The organism is Nocardiopsis alborubida (genome assembly GCF_012396365.1).
GTDB classification, from domain to species: Bacteria; Actinomycetota; Actinomycetes; order Streptosporangiales; family Streptosporangiaceae; genus Nocardiopsis; species Nocardiopsis alborubida.
This window is the reverse complement of record NZ_JAAXPG010000030.1, coordinates 12,681-31,893: the sequence shown is the minus strand read 5'-3', so window position 1 is coordinate 31,893 and position 19,213 is coordinate 12,681. Positions and strand designations below refer to the sequence as shown.

General features: G+C 73.0%; 17 protein-coding genes and 1 tRNA gene. 5 read left to right on the top strand and 13 right to left on the bottom strand.

Annotation, left to right across the window (positions count from 1 at the left end):
* Positions 1-134: 134 nt before the first annotated feature.
* The 4 genes from hpt to dacB form a co-directional block, all read right to left on the bottom strand.
* The gene (gene hpt, locus HGB44_RS25510) at positions 135-689 is read right to left on the bottom strand and encodes a hypoxanthine phosphoribosyltransferase (protein ID WP_231972504.1); all 555 of its coding nucleotides are present in this window, start codon (positions 687-689) and stop codon (positions 135-137) included.
* 138 nt (positions 690-827) lie between these two features.
* Positions 828-1,847, bottom strand: coding sequence for a tRNA lysidine(34) synthetase TilS (tilS, locus tag HGB44_RS25505; protein ID WP_061081545.1), 1,020 nt, complete (start codon positions 1,845-1,847; stop codon positions 828-830).
* Positions 1,844-2,926 carry a zinc-dependent metalloprotease gene (locus HGB44_RS25500; protein WP_061081546.1) on the bottom strand — a complete coding sequence of 361 codons (1,083 nt, stop codon included), beginning with the start codon at positions 2,924-2,926 and terminating at the stop codon, positions 1,844-1,846. Before HGB44_RS25500 ends, tilS begins: the two co-directional genes overlap by 4 nt.
* A gap of 182 nt (positions 2,927-3,108) precedes the next feature.
* On the bottom strand, positions 3,109-4,476 hold the full coding sequence (dacB, locus tag HGB44_RS25495; protein WP_061081547.1) for a D-alanyl-D-alanine carboxypeptidase/D-alanyl-D-alanine endopeptidase: 1,368 nt from the start codon (positions 4,474-4,476) through the stop codon (positions 3,109-3,111).
* A gap of 86 nt (positions 4,477-4,562) precedes the next feature.
* Between dacB and HGB44_RS25490 the strand changes: the two genes are divergently transcribed.
* Positions 4,563-5,090: an inorganic diphosphatase gene (locus HGB44_RS25490; RefSeq protein WP_013155954.1), complete on the top strand. Its 528-nt coding sequence runs from the start codon at positions 4,563-4,565 to the stop codon at positions 5,088-5,090.
* A gap of 103 nt (positions 5,091-5,193) precedes the next feature.
* On the opposite strand, the gene HGB44_RS25485 is transcribed toward HGB44_RS25490, so the two are convergent.
* The gene (locus HGB44_RS25485) at positions 5,194-5,787 is read right to left on the bottom strand and encodes an RNA polymerase sigma factor (RefSeq protein WP_061081548.1); all 594 of its coding nucleotides are present in this window, start codon (positions 5,785-5,787) and stop codon (positions 5,194-5,196) included.
* A 102-nt stretch (positions 5,788-5,889) separates the two neighbouring features.
* Entirely contained in the window at positions 5,890-6,126 is a 237-nt protein-coding gene (locus HGB44_RS25480) for a hypothetical protein (RefSeq protein ID WP_082768455.1), read from the bottom strand.
* Positions 6,127-6,672: 546 nt separating this feature from the next.
* Here HGB44_RS25480 and HGB44_RS25475 point away from each other — a divergent pair.
* Positions 6,673-7,242, top strand: a complete 570-nt coding sequence (locus HGB44_RS25475) for a hypothetical protein (protein ID WP_061081549.1) — start codon at positions 6,673-6,675, stop codon at positions 7,240-7,242.
* A gap of 22 nt (positions 7,243-7,264) precedes the next feature.
* Here the strand turns inward: HGB44_RS25475 and HGB44_RS25470 are convergent, their stop codons facing one another.
* Together HGB44_RS25470 and HGB44_RS25465 are read right to left on the bottom strand one after the other, a co-directional pair.
* Positions 7,265-7,654, bottom strand: coding sequence for a hypothetical protein (locus HGB44_RS25470; protein WP_210752154.1), 390 nt, complete (start codon positions 7,652-7,654; stop codon positions 7,265-7,267).
* Between the two features lie 37 nt (positions 7,655-7,691).
* The gene (locus tag HGB44_RS25465; protein WP_061081550.1) at positions 7,692-7,910 is read right to left on the bottom strand and encodes a hypothetical protein; all 219 of its coding nucleotides are present in this window, start codon (positions 7,908-7,910) and stop codon (positions 7,692-7,694) included.
* Positions 7,911-8,080: 170 nt separating this feature from the next.
* Here HGB44_RS25465 and HGB44_RS25460 point away from each other — a divergent pair, with 170 nt between their 5' ends.
* Both HGB44_RS25460 and HGB44_RS25455 read left to right on the top strand, forming a co-directional pair.
* Positions 8,081-8,914 (top strand): exonuclease domain-containing protein, encoded by an 834-nt coding sequence (locus tag HGB44_RS25460; protein WP_061081551.1) that lies wholly within the window; start codon positions 8,081-8,083, stop codon positions 8,912-8,914.
* Between the two features lie 178 nt (positions 8,915-9,092).
* Positions 9,093-9,248: a hypothetical protein gene (locus HGB44_RS25455; RefSeq protein WP_017563073.1), complete on the top strand. Its 156-nt coding sequence runs from the start codon at positions 9,093-9,095 to the stop codon at positions 9,246-9,248.
* Positions 9,249-9,439: 191 nt separating this feature from the next.
* On the opposite strand, the gene HGB44_RS25450 is transcribed toward HGB44_RS25455, so the two are convergent.
* The 3 genes from HGB44_RS25450 to HGB44_RS25440 form a co-directional block, all read right to left on the bottom strand.
* Positions 9,440-9,515: transfer RNA gene (locus HGB44_RS25450), tRNA-Thr, on the bottom strand.
* A 95-nt stretch (positions 9,516-9,610) separates the two neighbouring features.
* On the bottom strand, positions 9,611-11,134 hold the full coding sequence (locus HGB44_RS25445; protein ID WP_061081552.1) for an alpha/beta hydrolase: 1,524 nt from the start codon (positions 11,132-11,134) through the stop codon (positions 9,611-9,613).
* Between the two features lie 299 nt (positions 11,135-11,433).
* Positions 11,434-12,606 (bottom strand): DNA polymerase III subunit delta', encoded by a 1,173-nt coding sequence (locus HGB44_RS25440; protein ID WP_061081574.1) that lies wholly within the window; start codon positions 12,604-12,606, stop codon positions 11,434-11,436.
* A 345-nt stretch (positions 12,607-12,951) separates the two neighbouring features.
* Between HGB44_RS25440 and HGB44_RS25435 the strand changes: the two genes are divergently transcribed.
* Positions 12,952-13,413 carry a peptidoglycan-binding domain-containing protein gene (locus tag HGB44_RS25435; RefSeq protein ID WP_168444145.1) on the top strand — a complete coding sequence of 154 codons (462 nt, stop codon included), beginning with the start codon at positions 12,952-12,954 and terminating at the stop codon, positions 13,411-13,413.
* A 106-nt stretch (positions 13,414-13,519) separates the two neighbouring features.
* Here HGB44_RS25435 and tmk read toward each other — a convergent pair whose 3' ends face one another.
* Entirely contained in the window at positions 13,520-15,643 is a 2,124-nt protein-coding gene (gene tmk, locus HGB44_RS25430) for a dTMP kinase (protein WP_061081554.1), read from the bottom strand.
* 328 nt (positions 15,644-15,971) lie between these two features.
* Positions 15,972-18,794, bottom strand: a complete 2,823-nt coding sequence (gene topA, locus HGB44_RS25425; RefSeq protein ID WP_061081555.1) for a type I DNA topoisomerase — start codon at positions 18,792-18,794, stop codon at positions 15,972-15,974.
* Between the last annotated feature and the right edge of the window lie 419 nt (positions 18,795-19,213).

Sequence of the window (19,213 nt, the reverse complement as noted above, 5' to 3'; positions counted from 1 at the left end):
CCCACGGGGTCCTGGAGGCGGCGGAGGCGGGTTCGCGAGGAACGAGCCGACCCGCCGCGGGCGCCGGGGGTTCCCCCGGCGAAGGGCGTCCGAACACGGAACGAAGCGGGGCGCAGGTCCGAAGACAACGCCGCCTAGCCCTCGTAGACGTGCGGGGCGAGGGTGCCGATGAAGGGCAGGTTGCGGTACTTCTCGGCGTAGTCGAGGCCGTAGCCGACGATGAACTCGTTGGGCAGGTCGAAGCCGACGTACTCGACGTGCAGGTCCACGTCGAAGGCCAGCGGCTTGCGGATCATGGTGCAGACCTCCACCGAGCGGGGCCCGCGCGACTTCAGGTTGCCGATCAGCCACGACAGGGTCAGACCGGAGTCGATGACGTCCTCGACGATGAGGACGTCGCGGTCCTTGATGTCGGTCTCCAGGTCCTTGAGGATGCGGACCACCCCGGAGGAGGTGGTCCCGGCCCCGTAGGAGGAGACCGCCATCCAGTCCATGGAGACCGGGGTGTGCAGTACCCGGGCGAGGTCGGCCATCACCATCACCGCGCCCTTGAGCACACCGACGATGAGCAGGTCCTTGTCCGCGTAGTCGGCGTCGATCCGTGCGCCGATCTCCTCCAGGCGGGCCTTGATCTCTTCCTCGGTGACCAGGACCTTCTCCAGGTCCCGACCCATGTCTTTGGCGTCCACGCTGATGTCCTCGCTGCTGGGTTCCCCGTTTGCGGCAACCAGGATAAACGTGCCGAACACGGCGGCGGAGCCGGACCGGCCCGCCTCCCCCCGCGACGGCGCGTCCCGCGGGGCGGACACGCCGGACGCAGACGGACCTCAGCCCTCGAAACGGACACGGCCCGCGACACGTAGGCCCCGGACGCCTCCGGGCAGGTCGATGTGGGCCTGACCACGCCACGCGGTGACCAACCGGTCCAGCTCGCGCACGTGCCGGGCGGTCAGCGCGCTGGCCGGACAGCCCGCGGCGAGCGCGGCCCGGCGCAGCACCCGGGTGCGCAGGGACTCCGGAGCCCGCTCCAGCGGCGCCACCGCCAGTGCGGGCCCGACCGCGCGCGCGTCCCCGCGGTCCCCGTCCCGCCGGTCCCCGTCCCCCGGGGCGGACGCCTCCTCGAAAAGGCCGTCGGCGAGCAGGTCCAGGGTGTCGGCGTCCGCGCGCAGCATGCCCGCCGTGCGGGCGAGCGCGGCGGCGATCCCCGGCCCCAGCGCGCGCTCCAGGGCGGGCAGGGCCTCATGGCGCACCCGCGACCGGGCGAAGCGGGGGTCGAGGTTGTGCGGGTCCTCCCACGCGTCCAGCCCCATCCGGGCGCAGGCCTCGCGCACGGTGGCGCGGTCCAGGTCCAGCAGGGGGCGCAGGCGGTGGCCGGTGCGCGGCGCCATGCCCGCCAGCGAGCGGGCCCCGGAGCCGCGGGCCAGGCCGAGCAGGACCGTCTCGGCCTGGTCGTCGAGGGTGTGGCCGAGCAGCACCACGGCGGGGGCGCGGTCGGCGACCGCTCCGTCCAGGGCCTCGTAGCGGGCGCGCCGGGCGGACGCCTCGGGTCCGCCCGGGCCGGTCACCCGCACCGTCCTGACCAGGACGGGGTCGAGCCCGAGCCCGTCCAGGACCTTGGCCACCGCTTCGGCGCGCTGGGCCGACCCCTCCTGGAGCCCGTGGTCGACGGTGACCGCCCCCGCGGCCCGGCCCACGCGGGGGGCCTCGAAGGCCACCGCGCCCGCCAGCGCCAGGGAGTCGGCGCCGCCGCTGCACGCCACGAGCGCCGTGGTGTCGGCGGGCAGGTCCCGCAGCACCCGCCGGACCGCCGATCGCACGGCGGCGACGGCGGGGTGCGGACCGCTCACTCGCTGATGGCCGCCGGGCGCACGACCCGGTCGATCCAGGCCGTGGGGTTGCGGATCTCCGCCAGGGTGGGCAGGGTCTCGGGCGAGGTCCACACCCGGTTGAACTCGGTCATGCCGACCGCGGCCACCACGGCGCGGACGAAGGCGGCGCCCTCCTCGTACTGGCGCATCTTCATGTCCATGCCCAGCAGCTGGCGCATGATCCGGTCGACGGGGTTGGCGGACTCGCGGCGCTTCTGGAAGCGGGCGCGGATGGTGGCGACGGTGGGCACCACCTCGGGGCCGACGGCGTCCATGACGAAGTCGCCGTGGCCCTCGGCGAGGCTCATGACCGCGGTGACCCGGTCCATGATCTCGCTCTGCTCGGGGCTCTGGATGGCGGTGATGAGGTTGCTCTCGCCCCCGCCCCGGACGGCGTCGGCGACGGCCTCGCCCGCGGCGCGCAGCCTGCCGATGAGGTCGCCCGCGTCCATCTCCGACGACAGGAGCAGCTCCTGCATGAGGTCCTGGACGTGGCCCCGCAGCCACGGCGTGGCCGTGAACTGCATGCGGTGGGTCTCCTCGTGCAGGCACACCCACAGCCGGAAGTCCCGGGGGTCGACGTCCATCTCGCGTTCGGCGTTGACGATGTTGGGCGCCACCAGCGTCAGACGGCCGGTCGGCAGGGTGCCGTCGGGGCCCGGCGGCAGGAAGAGTTCGTACTGGCCGAGGACCTTCCCCGCCAGGTAGGAGAGCACCGCTCCGAGCTGCACCCCGGTGATCCGGGAGCCGACCGCGCTGGTCAGGTTCCCGGCCGGGCTGTTGTTGAGCCGGTCGGCGCCCATCTGTTCGAGTACGGGTTCGATGACCACTCGGAACCCGTCGACGTTGGCTCGGATCCAGCCGGGGCGGTCCACGATGACCGCGGGGCCCGCTGGTTCGAGGGGGTTCATTCCGGTGAATTCGCGTACGTGTCCGGCCGCCACGGTGGAGAGTTCGCGCAACTGCGCGACGGCCTGCCGCGCGTCGGACAGGTCCACCTGCGGGCCCGGGCGCACGAGGCGGACACCGGTGTTCACGGCTACGTCCCAGTCGATCACAGTCACACCGCCAGCCTACCCACGCGGCGCGGGACGGCACGGGGATCAGGGCGGGAATTCCGGGTACCGCCCGGGATGACCCTGAGGGCGACCGATTTCCCCGGCTCCCCCGGTACCGCCGGAGGAGCCGCACCGCCGCCGTCCGGTCGCGCGGACGGGGGCGTGTGCGCGTGGTGATCCGGTCAGGAGCAGCCGCACTGGCTGAGCGCGGCGGCCAGCGGGTCCAGGCGGTGGCCGAGGGCGTCGGGGTGGTTGGCCATGAAGGAGAACAGGAACACGTTGCCCTCCTGGTCGTGGATGGTCCCGGCCAGGGTGCTCACCCCGTTCAGGGTGCCGGTCTTGCCGCGCACCAGCCCCGCGCCCTCGTGCGCGGCCGAGTAGGGGGAGTAGCGCCCCGGCACGGCCAGGGTGCCCGTGGAGTTGGCCGTGGGCAGGCCGGTGACCGCGGCGTTGAGGTCGGGGCGGTCGCCGCTCGCGGCCAGCCGCAGCAGCTCCACCAGGGCCCGCGGTGTGATCCTGTTCTCGGTGCTCAGGCCGCTGTTGTCCGACAGCCGCACGCCCTCCACGCCCAGGCTCTCCATCACCTGGTGGGTGGCCGCCGCGGCGCCGTCGAAGGAGGGCTCCCCGCCCAGCCCGATCGCGGTGACCCGACCCAGCGCCTCGGCCATGTTGTTGTCGCTGGCCAGCATCATGTGCTCGACCAGCGCCGACATGGGGGGCGAGTCGACGCTGGCGACGGGCTCCCCGGAGGCCTGCTCCTCGGTGGGGGCTCCCTCGACCGTGATCCCCGCCTCCTCCAGCTGTTCGGCGAAGGCCTGGGCCGCGAACAGGGGCGGGTCCGGCACGCGCGACCCGTGGCCGCTGGCCTCGGGGGAGAACCTCCCGGAGTCGATCATCAGCGCGTGCACCGTGGCGGTGCTGCCCTCGAGGACGTAGGTGGGCTTCCAGCCGGGTGCGGTGTCCGGGCCGGTGAACAGCGAGTCGTCGTAGCCGAGGGAGACGGCGTCGAGGCCCTCCTCCCCCAGGGCCCGCGCCGTGCGCTCGGCCAGCTCCTCCAGGGTCGCTACCTGCGGGTAAGCTGCGGAGTCGGCGGTCGTGGTCAGGGTGACGTCGCCCTCTCCGCGCAGCACCACGCGGTCCTGTCCTGGAACCAGGTAGGCCTCGGTGCTCAGTACGTGGTCGGGTCCGACGGTGTCCAGTACGGCGACGGCGGTGACGATCTTCGTGGTCGAGGCCGGGGTCACGGGAACGTCCGGATCCAGCTCGAAGAGCGTCTCACCGGTGGCGGCGTCCACGACGAAACCGGAGAGGCCCTCCTCGATCCCGGAATCCGACATGGGATCATCGAGGGTGTCCGCGATCCGTTCCGGGTCCGCCGGAGTCGAGGCCGCGGGTTGCGCCGCCGCCACGCCCTCGGCGTCCGTGACCGGGTTGGGCGCCGCGGGAAGGGGCCGGGCCCCGATCACGTCGAGGGCGACAAACCCGGCGATCAGCACGAATATGTTGAGCAGGGCCAGCGCGAGGAGCGCCTCGCCTCGTACCCGTCGCACTCGGGGGCACCTGCCCTTCCTTCGGTGTAGCGGCCTGACGTTGTAGTTATACGGCGACATTAGTCGCATTGGGAGCCGAGATCAGCATGGAATTCGACGTTACGATCGAGATCCCCAAGGGGGAGCGCAACAAGTACGAGGTGGACCACGAGACCGGTCGTATCCGTCTCGACCGCATGCTGTTCACCTCCACGACCTACCCCGCCGACTACGGGTTCGTCGAGGGAACCCTCGGCGAGGACGGCGACCCCCTGGACGCCCTCGTCCTGCTCAAGGCCCCGACGTTCCCGGGCTGCCTGATCCGGGCCCGCGCCATCGGCATGTTCCGCATGCGCGACGAGGCGGGGGGCGACGACAAGCTGCTCTGCGTCCCCGCGACGGACCCGCGCCAGGAGCACCTGCGTGACATTCACCACGTGAACGAGTTCGAGCGCCTGGAGATCGAGCACTTCTTCACGGTGTACAAGGACCTGGAGCCCGGCAAGTCCGTGGAGGGCGCCACCTGGGTCGGCCGCCACGAGGCCGAGCAGGAGATCGTGGCCTCGGTCAAGCGCGCCGAGGAGGCGGGCGTGCACGGCGACGCCTCGCACATCTCCGAGGTCAAGGAAAGCTAGTCGGTTCCCGAACACACGTGTCCCGGCGTCGCCGCGACGGCCCGGCGGGGGTGCTCCCCGCCGGGCCGCGTCGTGTCCGGGTCCGGCGCGCGTGGCGGCGGTCTCAGCGCTGGCCGCGCGAGGCGACCGCCCCCGGGCTGGGGAAGGGCTCGTGCGCGGAGTCCGTGGTGAGCACGTACCCCGCCAGCGCGATCAGCAGCAGGGCGCACAGCAGCGCCAGGGCCACGGGCAGCAGTGAGGCCAGGCCGCGGGTCAGAACCGGGTCGCCCGGCGGCTTGGGGAAGCCCTCGCGGTCGAAGCGGTCGGCGCGCACGGCCACGTGCGTGCGGTAGCCGTCGAGTTCGGGACCGGCCATGCCGTTGAGCACCCGCAGCGGGACCAGCTCGGTGTTCTCCGGCAGCGTCAGTTCTCGCGGCGCGCCGGTCCGCGGGCCGTTGGCCCGGTGGCGGGCGCACTCTGCCTCGGCGAGCGCGTGCAGCCACTCCCCCAGCCGGTCGGCGTCGGCGAGGCGCCCGATGTGCGCGCGGGCGACGATCAGTGTGTCCCTGAGCACCACGTGCGCGGCGTCGCGGTCGCGCAGGACCAGGATGCAGCGCCGGTACAGCTCCGCCCCGTACGCGTCGAGAAGCCTGGCGTAGGCGTCCTCCGGCGGAGTACGGCCGGAGCGCAGGGCGTGGAGGAGATCCCGGTCCGTCATAGACCAAGAATCTACGCCGCGCGCGGCACGGTGCTCACCGCTTTGTCGAAAGAGCGTCCGGCGGCGTGGCGCGTACGGCCCCCGGTGGCGGGGCGGCCGAGCTCAGCCCCCCTCCGGGGGACGGCGCGGCTCCGGCCCCCGGAGGGTGTCCGACGGCGGCGTGGCGGGTCCTCCTGCGCGGGCGCGCAGCCACAGCAGCACGAAGGTGAGTGCGGTCAGGACGGCGACGAGCAGGGCCTCCCCCGGTCCGAGGAAGCCGAGCGCCATCACCCAGGCGGCCGCGACGACGAGCGCGCGCACCAGCACACGCGCCCACAGTCCCGGCGCCTCGGTGCTCAACTGCGCCTTCCGGGGACGGATGCCATAACGGCCGCTCCTGTCACTACGGCTGGGGGATGGAGCCCTTTCCGGCGGTGGCTGCACGCCGTACTCGGATTCCACATGTCACCACCACGGGGCGCCGCCCGCAACACGCCCCGGGAACGCCGGGGTGAGGGGAGCGACACGCGCGGCCACCGGACCGTCGCTTGACTCCTCCCGGCCTTTGCTGGTCTCCTTACACCCATGTATCCGCGCACGCGCACCGACGCCATGGCTCGTACGGCCCCCGGGGCCTCCTGCCACCTGGCCCGTGCGGCGTGTCCGTGTTGTCGTCGCTGAGTCGTCGCCGAGGCGTCCTCGTACGCCGCCGACCGACCGCGTGCCCCTCCGCGCCCCCCACTCCATCGTGGACGCCGGGCGCTGGGCACCTCCCCGCAGGGTGATCTCCGTCTCCGCGTGAACCCGCGAGGCCGCTTCCCCTGCCGCCCCGGCGCACCGGGGCTTCCAGACGACATCCGCGCGCTCCCGTTCCCGGGGCGCGCACACGTGAAGGATCCTCTCACGATGCCCCAGCGCACTCTCTCCGGCACTGCCGTACTCCCCGCTCCCCAGAACGCCGCCGCACCGGCCCCCTCGACCGCGCCGACCGCGTCCGTCTCCCTGGAGGGGATCGGTGACGTGGTGGACGCCGGACGACGCTCCGGCTACGCCCACCTGGGCGGGCGCCGCCTGCCGACCCTCGGCCGCCTGGCGGCCGCCGCCCGGGGCGCCGCCGACTCCCTGAGCAGGCCCACGCTGCGGCCGTCCCGGCGGGGGCACTGGCAGCTCGTCCCCCGCGCGGCCCGGCGCCACGCGGGCGGCAGGCTCCGCGTGACCGCGGTGGCGCTCGAACCCAACAGCTTCGTGTCCGGCCCCGCTCCGCGCTCGCCCCGACAGCACGGCATGGAGGTGCTGTACCTGGTCAGCGGGCGCGCGCACCTGATCGCCTCCGCCGCGGACGGGCAGATGCGCTCGGCGTCGGAGCTGTCCGCGGGCCGGGTCCGGGTGGTGGGCTCCGCCGAGGGCAGCGGCGGCAGCCACCACCTCGTGAACACCGGTGACGAGGTGGCCGTGGTGGTCCGGGTGACCGCCTGACCGGGAGCCCGGGTACGCGGTCTCACTCATCGCCGCCCCGTTCGGTCGCGGCCGCGCGCAGGGCGGCGTCGACCGCCTCGACCGACCTGAGGACGGCGGCCATGCGCTGCCCCTCCGCGAGGTAGGCGTTCATGACCTGGTCGAGGGCGTGCGGGGGCATGTGGTCGCGCAGGTCGACCCTGGCGGTCCGGTAGCCCTCCCGGGCGGCCTCCAGCGCCGAGGAGACGTACTGGCGGGCCAGCCGGGACAGGGCGACCGGATGGCGCCGCAGGACGCCGTGCAACCGGTAGTCGGCGGGTACGTGGTCGAACAGCCACACCAGGGCCGTCTGTTCGAAGGAGTCCGCCCCGGGCGGGTGGACGCTCGCGGGCCAGTCCGGCGTCAGCGGCTGATCGGGCATGCCTCCGATCATACCCGCCGTTCGAAAACCTGTTCGATGCGACCAGGGGTCAGTCCACGGTCCCGGAGGATTCGGACGTGCCGCCCTCGGCGGACTCCCGTCTCTCCATCTCCACCCGGATGGCCTGCTCCGCGGCGTCCACGGCGGCACGCGCGGTGATGGCGTTCGTGTGCGCCCGGTCCAGCTCCTCCAGGAGGATGCAGTCGAAGGACACGCGGGCGTCGTGGATGGCTGCTTCGAGTTGACGTGATGCCTCTTCCAGACTCATGTCCCTCTTCCTTCCCCAGAAGTCGGCACTTGCACATCACGTGCCCCAGGCGTCTCCCGCCCGCGGTGGCCGCGGCACGCCTTCCCGGCGGACTGTCCCCGCGCCGTTCTACGATGTTCACGAATCGCCGCTGTTCACGGCAGTGACGACCATCCGGCCGAGAGGATCCCATGCGCAACCGCTATTCCGGGACATGCACCGACTGCCAGTCCTCCGTCGGCGCCGGCGAGGGTGTCGTCGTCAAGGAGGGCGGCCGGTGGCGCACCTACTGCGCCGAGCACGAGCCGCGCCCCGTCCCTCCCGCACGGGGCGGCCACCCCGGCTGGCACACCACCCCCCTGCTGGGCTTCGACACCGAGACCTCCTCCCGCGACCCCGACACCGCCTTCCTCGTCTCGGCCGCGCTGGTGGACCGCGAGGGCAAGGCCCGCACCTGGCTGGTGGACCCGGGCCCCCGCGAGATCCCGGCGGACGCCGTCGCCATCCACGGCATCAGCACGGAGCGGGCCCGGGCCGAGGGCCGCCCCGCCGGGGAGTGCCTGGAGGAGATCGGCCAGGCGCTGGCCGACCAGCTCTCCTCCGGACAGGGGCTGGTGGTCTTCAACGCCCCCTACGACCTCAGGGTGCTCTCCGGGGAGATGCGGCGGCACGGGCTGGCGCCCCTCGCGGAGCGCCTGAGCGGCCCCCCGGCGCCCGTGGTGGACCCGCTGGTGATCGACCGGGGCGTGGACCCCTACCGCAGGGGCAAGCGCAACCTCGGCGCCATGTGCGAGTACTACGGCGTGGAGCTGACCGACGCCCACACCGCGACCGCCGACGCCTCGGCGGCGCTGGCCCTGGCCGAGGAGATCGGCGCCAGGCACCCCGAACTCGCCGCCGTCAGCCTGGCCGAGCTGCACCAGCGCCAGGTCGACTGGTCCCTGGCCTTCGCCCGCAACCGCCAGGAGTGGCTGGACCGCAGCAAACCCGGCCACGGGACCGTGGTGGACGGCACCTGGCCCTGACGGGCCGATCCGCGACGGCGCCGGCGCGCCCTCCCGGTCGGCGCACGGGGTCGTCCCGTCCGGGCCCGCGCGCCCGGGGGCCGCGGCGTCGGGGAGACACCCCGCGGCGGGCCTCCCGATGTGTGCGGCCCGGCGCGGAACGGGTAGGTCCCGACCCAACGCGATCCTGGGGGACGACATGGTCTACTTCATCCTGGTGCTTCTGGCGGTATGGCTCATCCTCGCCATCCTGGGCATGGTCATCAAGGGCCTGCTCTGGCTCGCCGTCATCGGCGCCGTCCTGTTCGTGGCCACCGCCGTGTGGGGCTGGTTCCAGAACCGGCAGCGCGCCTGAGAGGCGCGCGGCGCCCGGGCCGTGTGCCGGTCGGCGGCCCGGGCGGGGAGACCGGGCGGGCCCGCCCGGTGGCCACGGGGGGTCGAGGGCGCGGGGCCTCTTCGCCGAGCAGGCCGTCGGCCCCCTCCTTGGCCCGCAACTTCTCGGCCCACAACGCGAAACGCCACCCCGGTCCGGGGTGGCGTTTCGGCTGGAGCCGCCTGTCGGAATCGAACCGACGACCTATTCATTACGAGTGAATCGCTCTGCCGACTGAGCTAAGGCGGCGCGCCGCCGCGTGTTCCACGCGGCGATGCGGTCACCATTCTAGCCCCTCGGCGGAGTGCCGGGGACACCCGGGCACGCTCACCCGGCCGTCCGCGTCAGGCGCAGGCCATGCCGTCCTCGGGCACGGTGAGGTCGACCAGGTAGGCGTCCACGATCTCGTCGATGCACTGGTCGCCCATCCGGTAGCCGGTGTGGCCGTCGCCGTCGCGGGTCACCAGGAAGCCCGAGTCGAGCTGCTCCGCGAGCGCCTCGGACCACGCGTACGGGGTGGCCGAGTCCCGGGTGGTGCCCAGCACCATGACGGGGGCGGCGCCCGCCCCGACCAGCTCGGTGTGCGGGTCGACCGCCTCCTCCGGCCAGTACGCGCAGGGCAGGGCGCCCCATGCCAGGCTGGGGCCGAAGATCGGCGACTCCTCACCGGCCTGGGCCGCGGCCTCGGCGTAGGCCTCCACGTCGCGCGGGCTGGGCGAGTCGGAGCAGTTCACAGCGATGAGCGCGGCCGTGGAGTTGACGTAGACGCCCGTGTCACCGCGGCTGTAGAGGTCGTCGGCGAGCTGGAGCAGGAGGGTTCCGTCGCCCTCCGTACCGGCGGTGAGGGCCTCGCGCACGCGCGGCCACCAGTCCTCGGTGTAGAGCGCGGCGAGCACGCCCAGTTCGGCGCGGGCCCGGTTGACCTCGCGGTCGTCCATGCGGTTGGACAGGGGGTTCTCGGCGGTGTCCGCCAGGAAGGCGGTCAGCGCGCCGATGCCGTCGTCCACGCTGTCGCCGGGGCCGCCGAGCGGGCAGTCCGACCGGCCCAGGCAGTCCTCCACGAAGGCCCGCAGAGCGGTCTCGAATCCGGTCGCCTGCTGCACGCTGAGGTCGAGCTGTCCCTGGCTGGGGTCCACGGCGCCGTCGAGCACCAGGGCGCGGACCCGGTCGGGGAACTGCTCGGCGTAGTGGGCTCCGATGCTGGTGCCGTAGGAGGCGCCCAGGTAGGTGAGCTGCTCGTCGCCGAGCAGGGCGCGCAGCAGGTCCATGTCGCGGGCCACGTCGACGGTGCCCATGTGCAGCATCAGCTCGGGGTGGTTGGCCTGGCAGGCCTCCACGAAGCCGCGGCTGTCCTCCTCCAGCTCGGCCAGCTCGGCCTCGGAGACCTCGGACATGTCGCCGTCGCCCTCGACGCTGTCCGCCCCGCCGAGGAACTCGTCGAGGCCCTCGGCGTCCAGGCAGGTCAGCGGTGAGCTGCGGCCGACGCCGCGCGGGTCGAACCCGACCACGTCGAACCTCTCCCGCACCGCGTCGCTGACCGTGGAGGGGGCGTGGTCCACGAAGTCGTACCCGGAGCCGCCGGGCCCGCCGGGGTTGACGAGCAGGGAGCCGAGGACGTCACCGCCCTCGGAGGGGAGGCGCTTGACCGCGATCTCGATGCGCTCGCCGTCCGGGTCCTCGTAGTCGAGGGGCACCTCGTAGGTGGCGCACTCGGCGCCCGGCGCTCCGCTCTCGCACTCGCCCCAGGCCAGTTCCTGGTCGGCGAAGGCCGCCAGGTCCTCCGAGACCCCGGGCGCGACGCTTCCCTCCCTCTGCTGGTCGTCCTGCGCCGTGCACGCCGTCGCCAGCAGCACGGACCCTGCGAGCACGACCGCCCACGGTCCCCGAACCCTCGTCGCCAACGGTGTCCCGCCCTCTCGTCACGTCCGACCGCGACCGACGTGCCGTCGGCGCCGACCCATTCTCCACGACCGGCGCGTCCCGCACCGACCCAACGCGCGTTCTCCGTGCCCTGCCGGGCACGGCGTCCTGCTGCCGTCGCGCGCCGCCGCCCGGGCCCCGGCGCCGCCGCACCGCCCCGCGGCGGGTCTGCGCACGGGGGACCGCGCCTTCCACCAGATCGCCGGGACGGCGGTCCGGGCGGCCGGTCCGCGCTCGGGGAGCCTCCCTACCCGGCCAGGAGGGCGGAGGTCATGGCCTCCATGGCGATCTGGGGGTGCACGTTCGCGGCGATGCGCTCACGGCACTCCATGATGGCGTCGATCCTGCGCAGCGTGGACTCCGGGGTGCTGGAGCGGGCGAGGCGCTCCAGGTCGCCGGAGCGCTCGGCCGTGGACAGCTCCACCCTCGCGCCCAGCTGGAGGGTGAGCGCGTCCCGGTAGAACGCGACCAGGTCGAGCAGGGCCCGGTCGTAGGAGTCGCGCTTGATCCGGGTGGCGCGGCGCTTCTGCCGCTCCTCCAGGTCCTTCATCGCCCCCGCGGAGCCGCGCATCGCCTTGGCCACGCCCTTGCCCGTGGAGCCCTCGCCGAACGCGGCCCGCAGCTCCTCCCTCTCCTTCTCGTCGAGCGCCGTGGTGAGGGCCTTGGACTCCTCCTCCGCGATCTCGTAGAGCCGGGCGGCGGAGGTGACGCACGCACCGAGTCCGTCGAGCCGGGCGGGGATGGACAGCACCTCCTCCCGGCGTCTGCGCGCCTCGGGGTCGGTGGCCAGCTGCCGGGCCCGGTCGATCCGCCCGGAGGCGGCGGCCGCGGCGGCGCGGGCGGTCTCGGCGTCGATCCCCTCGCGCTGGACGAGGGCGTCCACCAGCTCCCGGGTGCCGGGCGTGGCCAGGGTGACCATGCGGCAGCGGGAGCGGATGGTGACGAGGAGGTCGTCGGGGGTGGGGGTGCACAGCAGCCACACGGTGCGCGGCGAGGGCTCCTCCACCGCCTTGAGCAGGGCGTTGGAGGCGGCCTCGGTGGCGCGGTCGGCGTCCTCGAACAGCACGATCCGGAACCTCCCGCCGGAGGGTTTGGAACCCGCCCGCAGCACGAGGTCGCGGGTGGCGGCCACGCCGAAGCTCAGCCCGCTGGGCCGCACGTACAGCACGTCGGGGTGGGTCCCGGCGAGGGTCTGGTGACAGGAGGCGCAGTGCCCGCAACCGCCTTCCGGGCACTGGAGGGCGGCCGCGAAGGCCCGGGCGGCCTCCGAGCGGCCCGAACCCGGCGGCCCGGTGAACAGCCAGGCGTGGGTCATCCCCGTGCCCCGCCCGCCGGAGACGAGGTCGGCGGCCCCGGCGACGGCCCGCTGGAGCTGGCCCACCGTGGACCGCTGGCCGATGAGGTCGTCGAAGACCGTCATGCTTCCCTCCCACCGCTGGTGTCCGGTCTTCAGGATAGGAGTCGGCGCCGACGTCCGGGCCGTCGTCCACAGGCCGGTCTCCCCCGCCCGCGCCCCGTCGCGCTCCGGTCGCTGTTCCCGGTCGTGACCCATGCGCCTCCTCCGTCACACAGCCGTCCGCCCGCCTCCCCGAGGAGTGCCCCGATCGGCGCGGACGCCGGAGGGACCATCGGGTTGTCGCAGGTCAAACAGTGTCCGCATGAGGCCAGAAGATGTATCCCCCGAACCGCGCGGGCCCTTCGGCGATCCTCTCCCATGTGACCGGGGACACGGTCGCGCACAGGAAACCCGATGGGGGAGGAACACATGTCGAGCACGAACGAGAAGGCCGCTCCGGTGGCGACCGGATGGCCCGAGCTGGCGGAGGGCCAGCGGTCCTGGAGGGTCGCCGTCGTCACCTTCCTGCTCTACGACCTCGGCTACTACGGCCGCGAGCACGTCGACGACGAGTTCGGCTGCGGCCTGGTCGAGGTACTCGTCGCCTACCAGCGCGCCAGGGGCCTGGAACGCAACGGCAGGGTCGACGCCGCCACCTGGGCCCGGCTGACCCGCGACCTCGGCGTCGTGCGCCAGAACGACAAGGGGCCCAAGGTCAAGGCCGTCCAGGAGGCGCTGGTCTCCGGCCACGGCCACGACCTCGTCCTGGACGGGGTCTTCGGCCCGGCGACCCTGGCCGCCGTCCGGTCCTTCCAGCGGGGAGCGGGGATCACCGTCGACGGCGAGGTCGGCCCGGTCACCTTCGAGGCGCTGATCACCCTCGGCGCCTGAGCCGGGGCCGCTCGGCCCGGACACCGGGGGCACGAACGAGGGCTCCCTCCCGCGAGCGCGGGGAGGGAGCCCTCCACGTGTGTCGGCCGGCCCGGCCGTCCGGGCCTCAGCCCTGTCCGACCTCGTCGTTCCTGATCACCGGAATCATGCCGGTGACGGCCTCGGAGCTGCTCGGGACCGGGTCGGGCAGCAGGGAGCGCACCCGGCGCTGGATCTCGCGGGTGGTCCTGTCCTGCGGCTCGCGGGCGTCGAGCACCAGGTAGCGCTCCGGCGCGGCCCGGGCCAGCTCCAGGAAGCCCCGGCGGACCCGGTCGTGGAACTCCGCCGACTCGCCCTCGATGCGGTCGGCCGGACCGCCCAGGCGGGACAGGCCGTCCTCGGGCCGTACGTCGAGCAGCACCGTCAGGTCCGGGACCAGGCCCTGTGTGGCCCAGTCGCTGATGCGGCGGATCTCCTCCGGGGACAGGTCGCGGCCCGAGCCCTGGTAGGCCAGCAGGGAGTCCACGTAGCGATCGCTGATGACGACCGCGCCGCGCCGCAGCGCGGGCAGGATCTCCTGCTGGACGTGGTCGGCCTTGTCGGCCGCGTAGAGCAGCACCTCTGCGCGCGGGGTGATGTGCGAGTTCTCCCGGTCCAGGAGCAGGCCGCGCAGGCGCATGCCGAGCTTGGTCGCGCCCGGCTGACGGGTGCCGACCACCTCGAACCCCTGGTCGCGCAGCCACACCGTCAGCTCGCGCACCTGGGTGGACTTGCCCGCGCCCTCGCCGCCCTCGACGACGATGAACGCGCCCGCGGGCTTGGACTCCTCGTCCTCCTCCGGCGCGATCGCGACGCCGCGCAGCGCCGCGAACAGCTCCGGGAGCAGGCCGGGACCGGCCTCGGGGTCGTCCCTGCGGTTCATCTGCCGGTAGCAGACCAGCGCCACGACCAGGGCGAGCAGGCCGGAGACCATGAGGACGACGCCGCTGCCGCGCAGGTCGTAGGTCAGGGGGCCGACCGGGATCTCGTAGCTGCCGACGAGCCCGGCGGCCAGCGGCGCGAGCACCGCGGCGCCGACCAGGGCGATGCGGGCGGCGCCGTGCAGGAAGGCGAAGGCGCCGTCCCGCTGCTCGTCCTCCATCTCGCGGTCGAACACGGCCAGGCCGATCACCCAGGCGATACCCGCGCCCACGCCGAGCAGCGCGGTGAGCACGGCGGTGAGCACCATGTCGGCGACGGCCCCGGCGAGCAGCAGGGCCAGCCCGGCGAGGGCGATGCTCAGGCCGAACAGGCGGCTGCGGCTGAACTGCTTGAGGACTCGCGGCCCGGCGAGCATGCCCAGGGCCATGCCCGCGAAGAACGCGGCGAAGACAACGCCGAAGCCGGCGTTGCCCGCGCCCAGGCCCTCGACGTGCACGCGGCCGACGCCGATGACCGCTCCTCCGGCGGCGAGGACGCCGAGCATGCCCAGGACCAGGCCGCGCACGCGCGGCGTGCCGCCCGTGTGGCGCCGACCGGTCGCCACCGCGCGCAGGATGCCGCTGTCGCGGGTGTCGCTCTCGGCGTCCTTGGAGGGCTTGTGCCTGGGGATCGGCAGCCCGGCGACGACGATCGCCGCGACGACGAAGGTGAGGCCGTTGAGGTAGAGGGCGACGTCGGCCTCGGGGCTGGCCATGGAGGGCAGGAGCGCGCCGAGCACGTTGCTCACCGAGGCGAGCGCGGCGAACAGCAGGGCTGCGACGGGCGCGGTGCCGTAGGTGGTGAGCAGGCTGAGCCGGTTGGCCTGCCCCAGCAGCTTGCGGGGCACCAGGTTGGGGATCGTGGCGTCCTTGGCCGGGGCCCAGAACAGGGCGACGACCTCGGCCAGGAGGGTGGCGATGAGCAGCCACTCCAGGGCGAAGCCGGGGAGGAGGAGGCCCACGAGGGGGATGGAGACGTACAGCAGGGCGCGCAGGACGTCGCCGACCACCATCGTCCACCTGCGGTCGAGGCGGTCGGCGACCGCCCCGGCCAGGGGGCTGAGCAGGATCGACGGGGCGAGCTTGATCGCCACGACGCCGCTGACGGCCAGGTACTGGACGAGCTGGGATCCGTCGGCGGTGAAGACGGTCGCCAGGGACACCAGTGCCAGCAGGCTGAGCCAGTCGCCCAGGCTGGAGAGGGAGAGAGAGATCCACAGCCTTCGGAAGGGTGTGATCGCAAGAACGTTGCGCGCCTCGGCCGGCGCTCCCAGGGATGCAGATCTGCTCATAGCGCTCAAGATTATCGGTGAGGGGAAGAGGGAACGACGGATCACGGATCCGTCTCAGATTCGGTGGATACCTTCGGGGATGACGCACGTTTCCGCGCCCCCGCCAGTCCTGCCAAGCGTAGTACGGAAGGCTGCTCCCGCACAGGGGCGAGAGTGCGCCCACCCGGGGTGAACACGCAGGAGAGCACCCACCCGGCCACCCCCGTCGGGAGGTGTCCGGGTGAGCCTACGCGTACGGGGGTCCGGGAGACGAATCCCGGCCCGTCCCCCGCCGCCCGCGCCCTACTCCACGCGCCTCACACCCATGTGTCCTGCTCCCCCCGAGCCCTCACTCCTCGGGGGCGGGGTCGGAGGCGCCGGTCTTCCTGGCCGGGGACCTCTTGGCGGCCGTCGTGGAGGTGGACGCCTTCTTGGCCGTCGTGCCCGTCTTCTTGGCGGGCGCCTTCTTCGCGGCGGGCTTCTTGGCCGCGGGCTTCTTCTTGGCGGGCGCCTTGGCCCGGCGCTCGGCCAGCAGTTCGGCGGCCCGCTGGTCGGTGATCGACTCCACCTCGTCACCCTTGCGCAGGGAGGCGTTGACCTCCCCGTCGGTGACGTAGGGGCCGAACCGGCCGTCCTTGATCACCATCTTGGCGCCCGAGGCCGGGTCCTCCCCCAGCTCGCGCAGCGGCGGGGCGGCGGCGCGGCGGCCGCGCTGCTTGGGCTGGGCAAACAGCGCCGCGGCCTGCTCCAGGGTGACCGTGAACATCTGCTCCTCGGTCTCCAGGGAGCGGCTGTCGGTGCCCTTCTTGATGTAGGGGCCGAACCGGCCGTTCTGCGCGGTGACGTCCTCGCCGTCGATCTGGCCGACCACGCGCGGCAGCGACAGCAGGCGCAGCGCGTCCTCCAGGGTGACGGTGTCCAGGCTCATCGACTTGAGCAGCGAGCTGGTGCGCGGCTTGACCTTGGCCTTGGCCCTGGTCTTCCTGCCCTCCTCGGCCTCCTGCGGCTCCTCGACCACCTCGGTGACGTAGGGGCCGAACCGCCCGGTCTTGGCCACGACGACGCGGCCGGTCTCGGGGTCGGTGCCCAGCTCGCGGTCACCGCTGGGCTGGGCGAACAGCTCCTCGGCCTTGTCCTTGGTCAGCTCGTCCGGCGCCAGGTCCTCGGGCACGTTCACCCGCACGCCGTCCCGGTCCAGGTAGGGGCCGTAGCGCCCCACCCGCAGCACGATGTCGGTGCCGGGCAGCGGCAGGGAGCTGATCTCCTTGGGGTCGATGTCGGAGAGGTTGTCGCTGACCAGCTCCTTGAGCCCGGTCTCCCGCTGGCCGGCGGTGTCCTCGCCGCCGAAGTAGAAGCGGCGCAGCCACGGGAGGCTCTCGGCCTCGCCCCGGGCGATGTCGTCGAGCACGTCCTCCATGTGCGCGGTGAACTCGTAGTCCACCAGGTTGCCGAAGTGCCGCTCCAGCAGCTGCACCACGGCGAACGCCAGGAAGGACGGCACCAGCGCCGTGCCCTTCTTGAACACGTAGCCGCGGTCCTGGATGGTGCCGATGATCGAGGCGTAGGTGGAGGGGCGGCCGATCTCGCGCTCCTCCAGCTCCTTGACCAGGCTGGCCTCGGTGTAGCGCGCGGGCGGCCTGGTGCTGTGCCCCTCGGGCTCCAGGTTCTGGGCCTTGAGCGGGTCGCCCTCCTCCAGCACGGGCAGGCGGCGCTCGCGGTCGTCCAGGTCGGCCGCCGGGTCGTCGGAGCCCTCCACGTAGGCCTTGAGGAACCCGTGGAAGGTGATGGTCTTGCCGGTCGCGGTGAACTCGGCGACCTCGCCGTCGGAGGAGGTGCCCTCGATGCGCACGGTGACGGACTCGCCGACCGCGTCCTTCATCTGGGAGGCGACGGTGCGCTTCCAGACCAGCTCGTAGAGCCGGAACTCGGGGCCGGACAGGCCGGTCTGGGCGGGTGTGCGGAAGGTGTCGCCGGACGGGCGGATCGCCTCGTGCGCCTCCTGGGCGTTCTTGACCTTCTTGGCGTACACGCGCGGCTTGTCGGGCAGGTAGTCGCCGCCGTAGAGGTCGCGCACCTGGGAACGGGCGGCCTTGACCGCACTGTCCGACAGCGTGGTGCTGTCGGTACGCATGTAGGTGATGTAGCCGTTCTCGTACAGCCGCTGGGCGACCTGCATGGTCTGCTTTGCCGACAGGCCGAGCTTGCGGGACGCCTCCTGCTGGAGGGTGGTGGTGCGGAACGGCGCGTAGGGCGAGCGGCGGTAGGGCTTGCGCTCCACCGCGGTGACCGCGAACCCGGCCCCGGCCAGGCGCTCGGCGAGGCCGCGCGCCGCGGCCTCGTCCAGCTGGCGGACGGGGCGGTCCGAGCGCAGCGTGCCCTGCGTGGTGAAGTCGCGGCCCACCGCGACGCGGGTGCCGTCCACGGAGACGAGCGTGGCGGGGAAGGAGGCGAGACCGTCGGCCGCGGCGGCCCCGGTGGCGTCGAAGAGGGCCTTGAGGTCCCAGTACTCGGCGGAGGTGAACGCCATGCGCTCGCGTTCGCGCTCGACCACCAGCCGGGTGGCCACGGACTGCACGCGGCCCGCCGAGAGCTTGGGCATGACCTTCTTCCACAGCACGGGGGAGACCTCGTAGCCGTAGAGGCGGTCCAGGATGCGCCGGGTCTCCTGTGCGTTGACCAGGCGGGTGTTGAGGTCGCGGGTGTTGAGGGCCGCGCGCTGGATGGCGTCCTTGGTGATCTCGTTGAACACCATGCGGCGGACGGGGATGCGGGGCTTGAGCTCCTCCAGCAGGTGCCAGGCGATCGCCTCGCCCTCGCGGTCCTCATCCGTGGCGAGGAGGAGTTCGTCGGCGTCGGCCATGAGCTCCTTGAGCTTCTTGACGTGCGCCTTCTTGTCGGTGTTGACCACGTAGAGCGGCTCGAAGTCGCCGTCGACGTCCACCCCGAGCCGCGCCCAGGCCTGCCCCTTGTACTTGGCGGGGATCTCGGCGGCCTTGTTGGGCATGTCGCGGATGTGGCCGATGCTGGACTCCACGACGTAGCCGCGCCCCAGATAACCGGCGATGGTCTTCGCCTTGGCCGGTGACTCGACGATGACGAGGGCGGTGCCCGCCCCCTGTCGTCCGCTGTCCTTCGAGCCGTTCTTGCCGGCGCTGCCCTTCGTGGGTGGCACGCTCTTCCCCTACGTCTAGCCCTACGTGATCTTTCCGGCCGCGGTCTGTCGGAAGCCCCTGGGAACCGACAGTAACCGAAACTCCAGGCGCTCCCCCCGTCGGTGGACGGGAGGGACCCCACCCTCCGCGGGTGAGGGTCCCGTCGCTCTGGGTGGACACCCGGCCCACGCCCACCGGCACCCGCAGAATAAGCGCTTCCCGAACCGGTACCGGTCCGTAGCGTACGTGAGCCGCCCCGGCAACGTGGGCCGGTTGGCCATCACCGCCTCTGACGAGCACCCATAACGACTCCCGCGAGTGACTTCGGTCACACTTGACGGTGACCGAGTGTCTACTTTCCCCAGAATGCGGCGAGTCCTCCCGGATATTCCCGGGAGGACTCGGCTCACGTCACGGGCTGACGGCCAGCTCCTCCGCG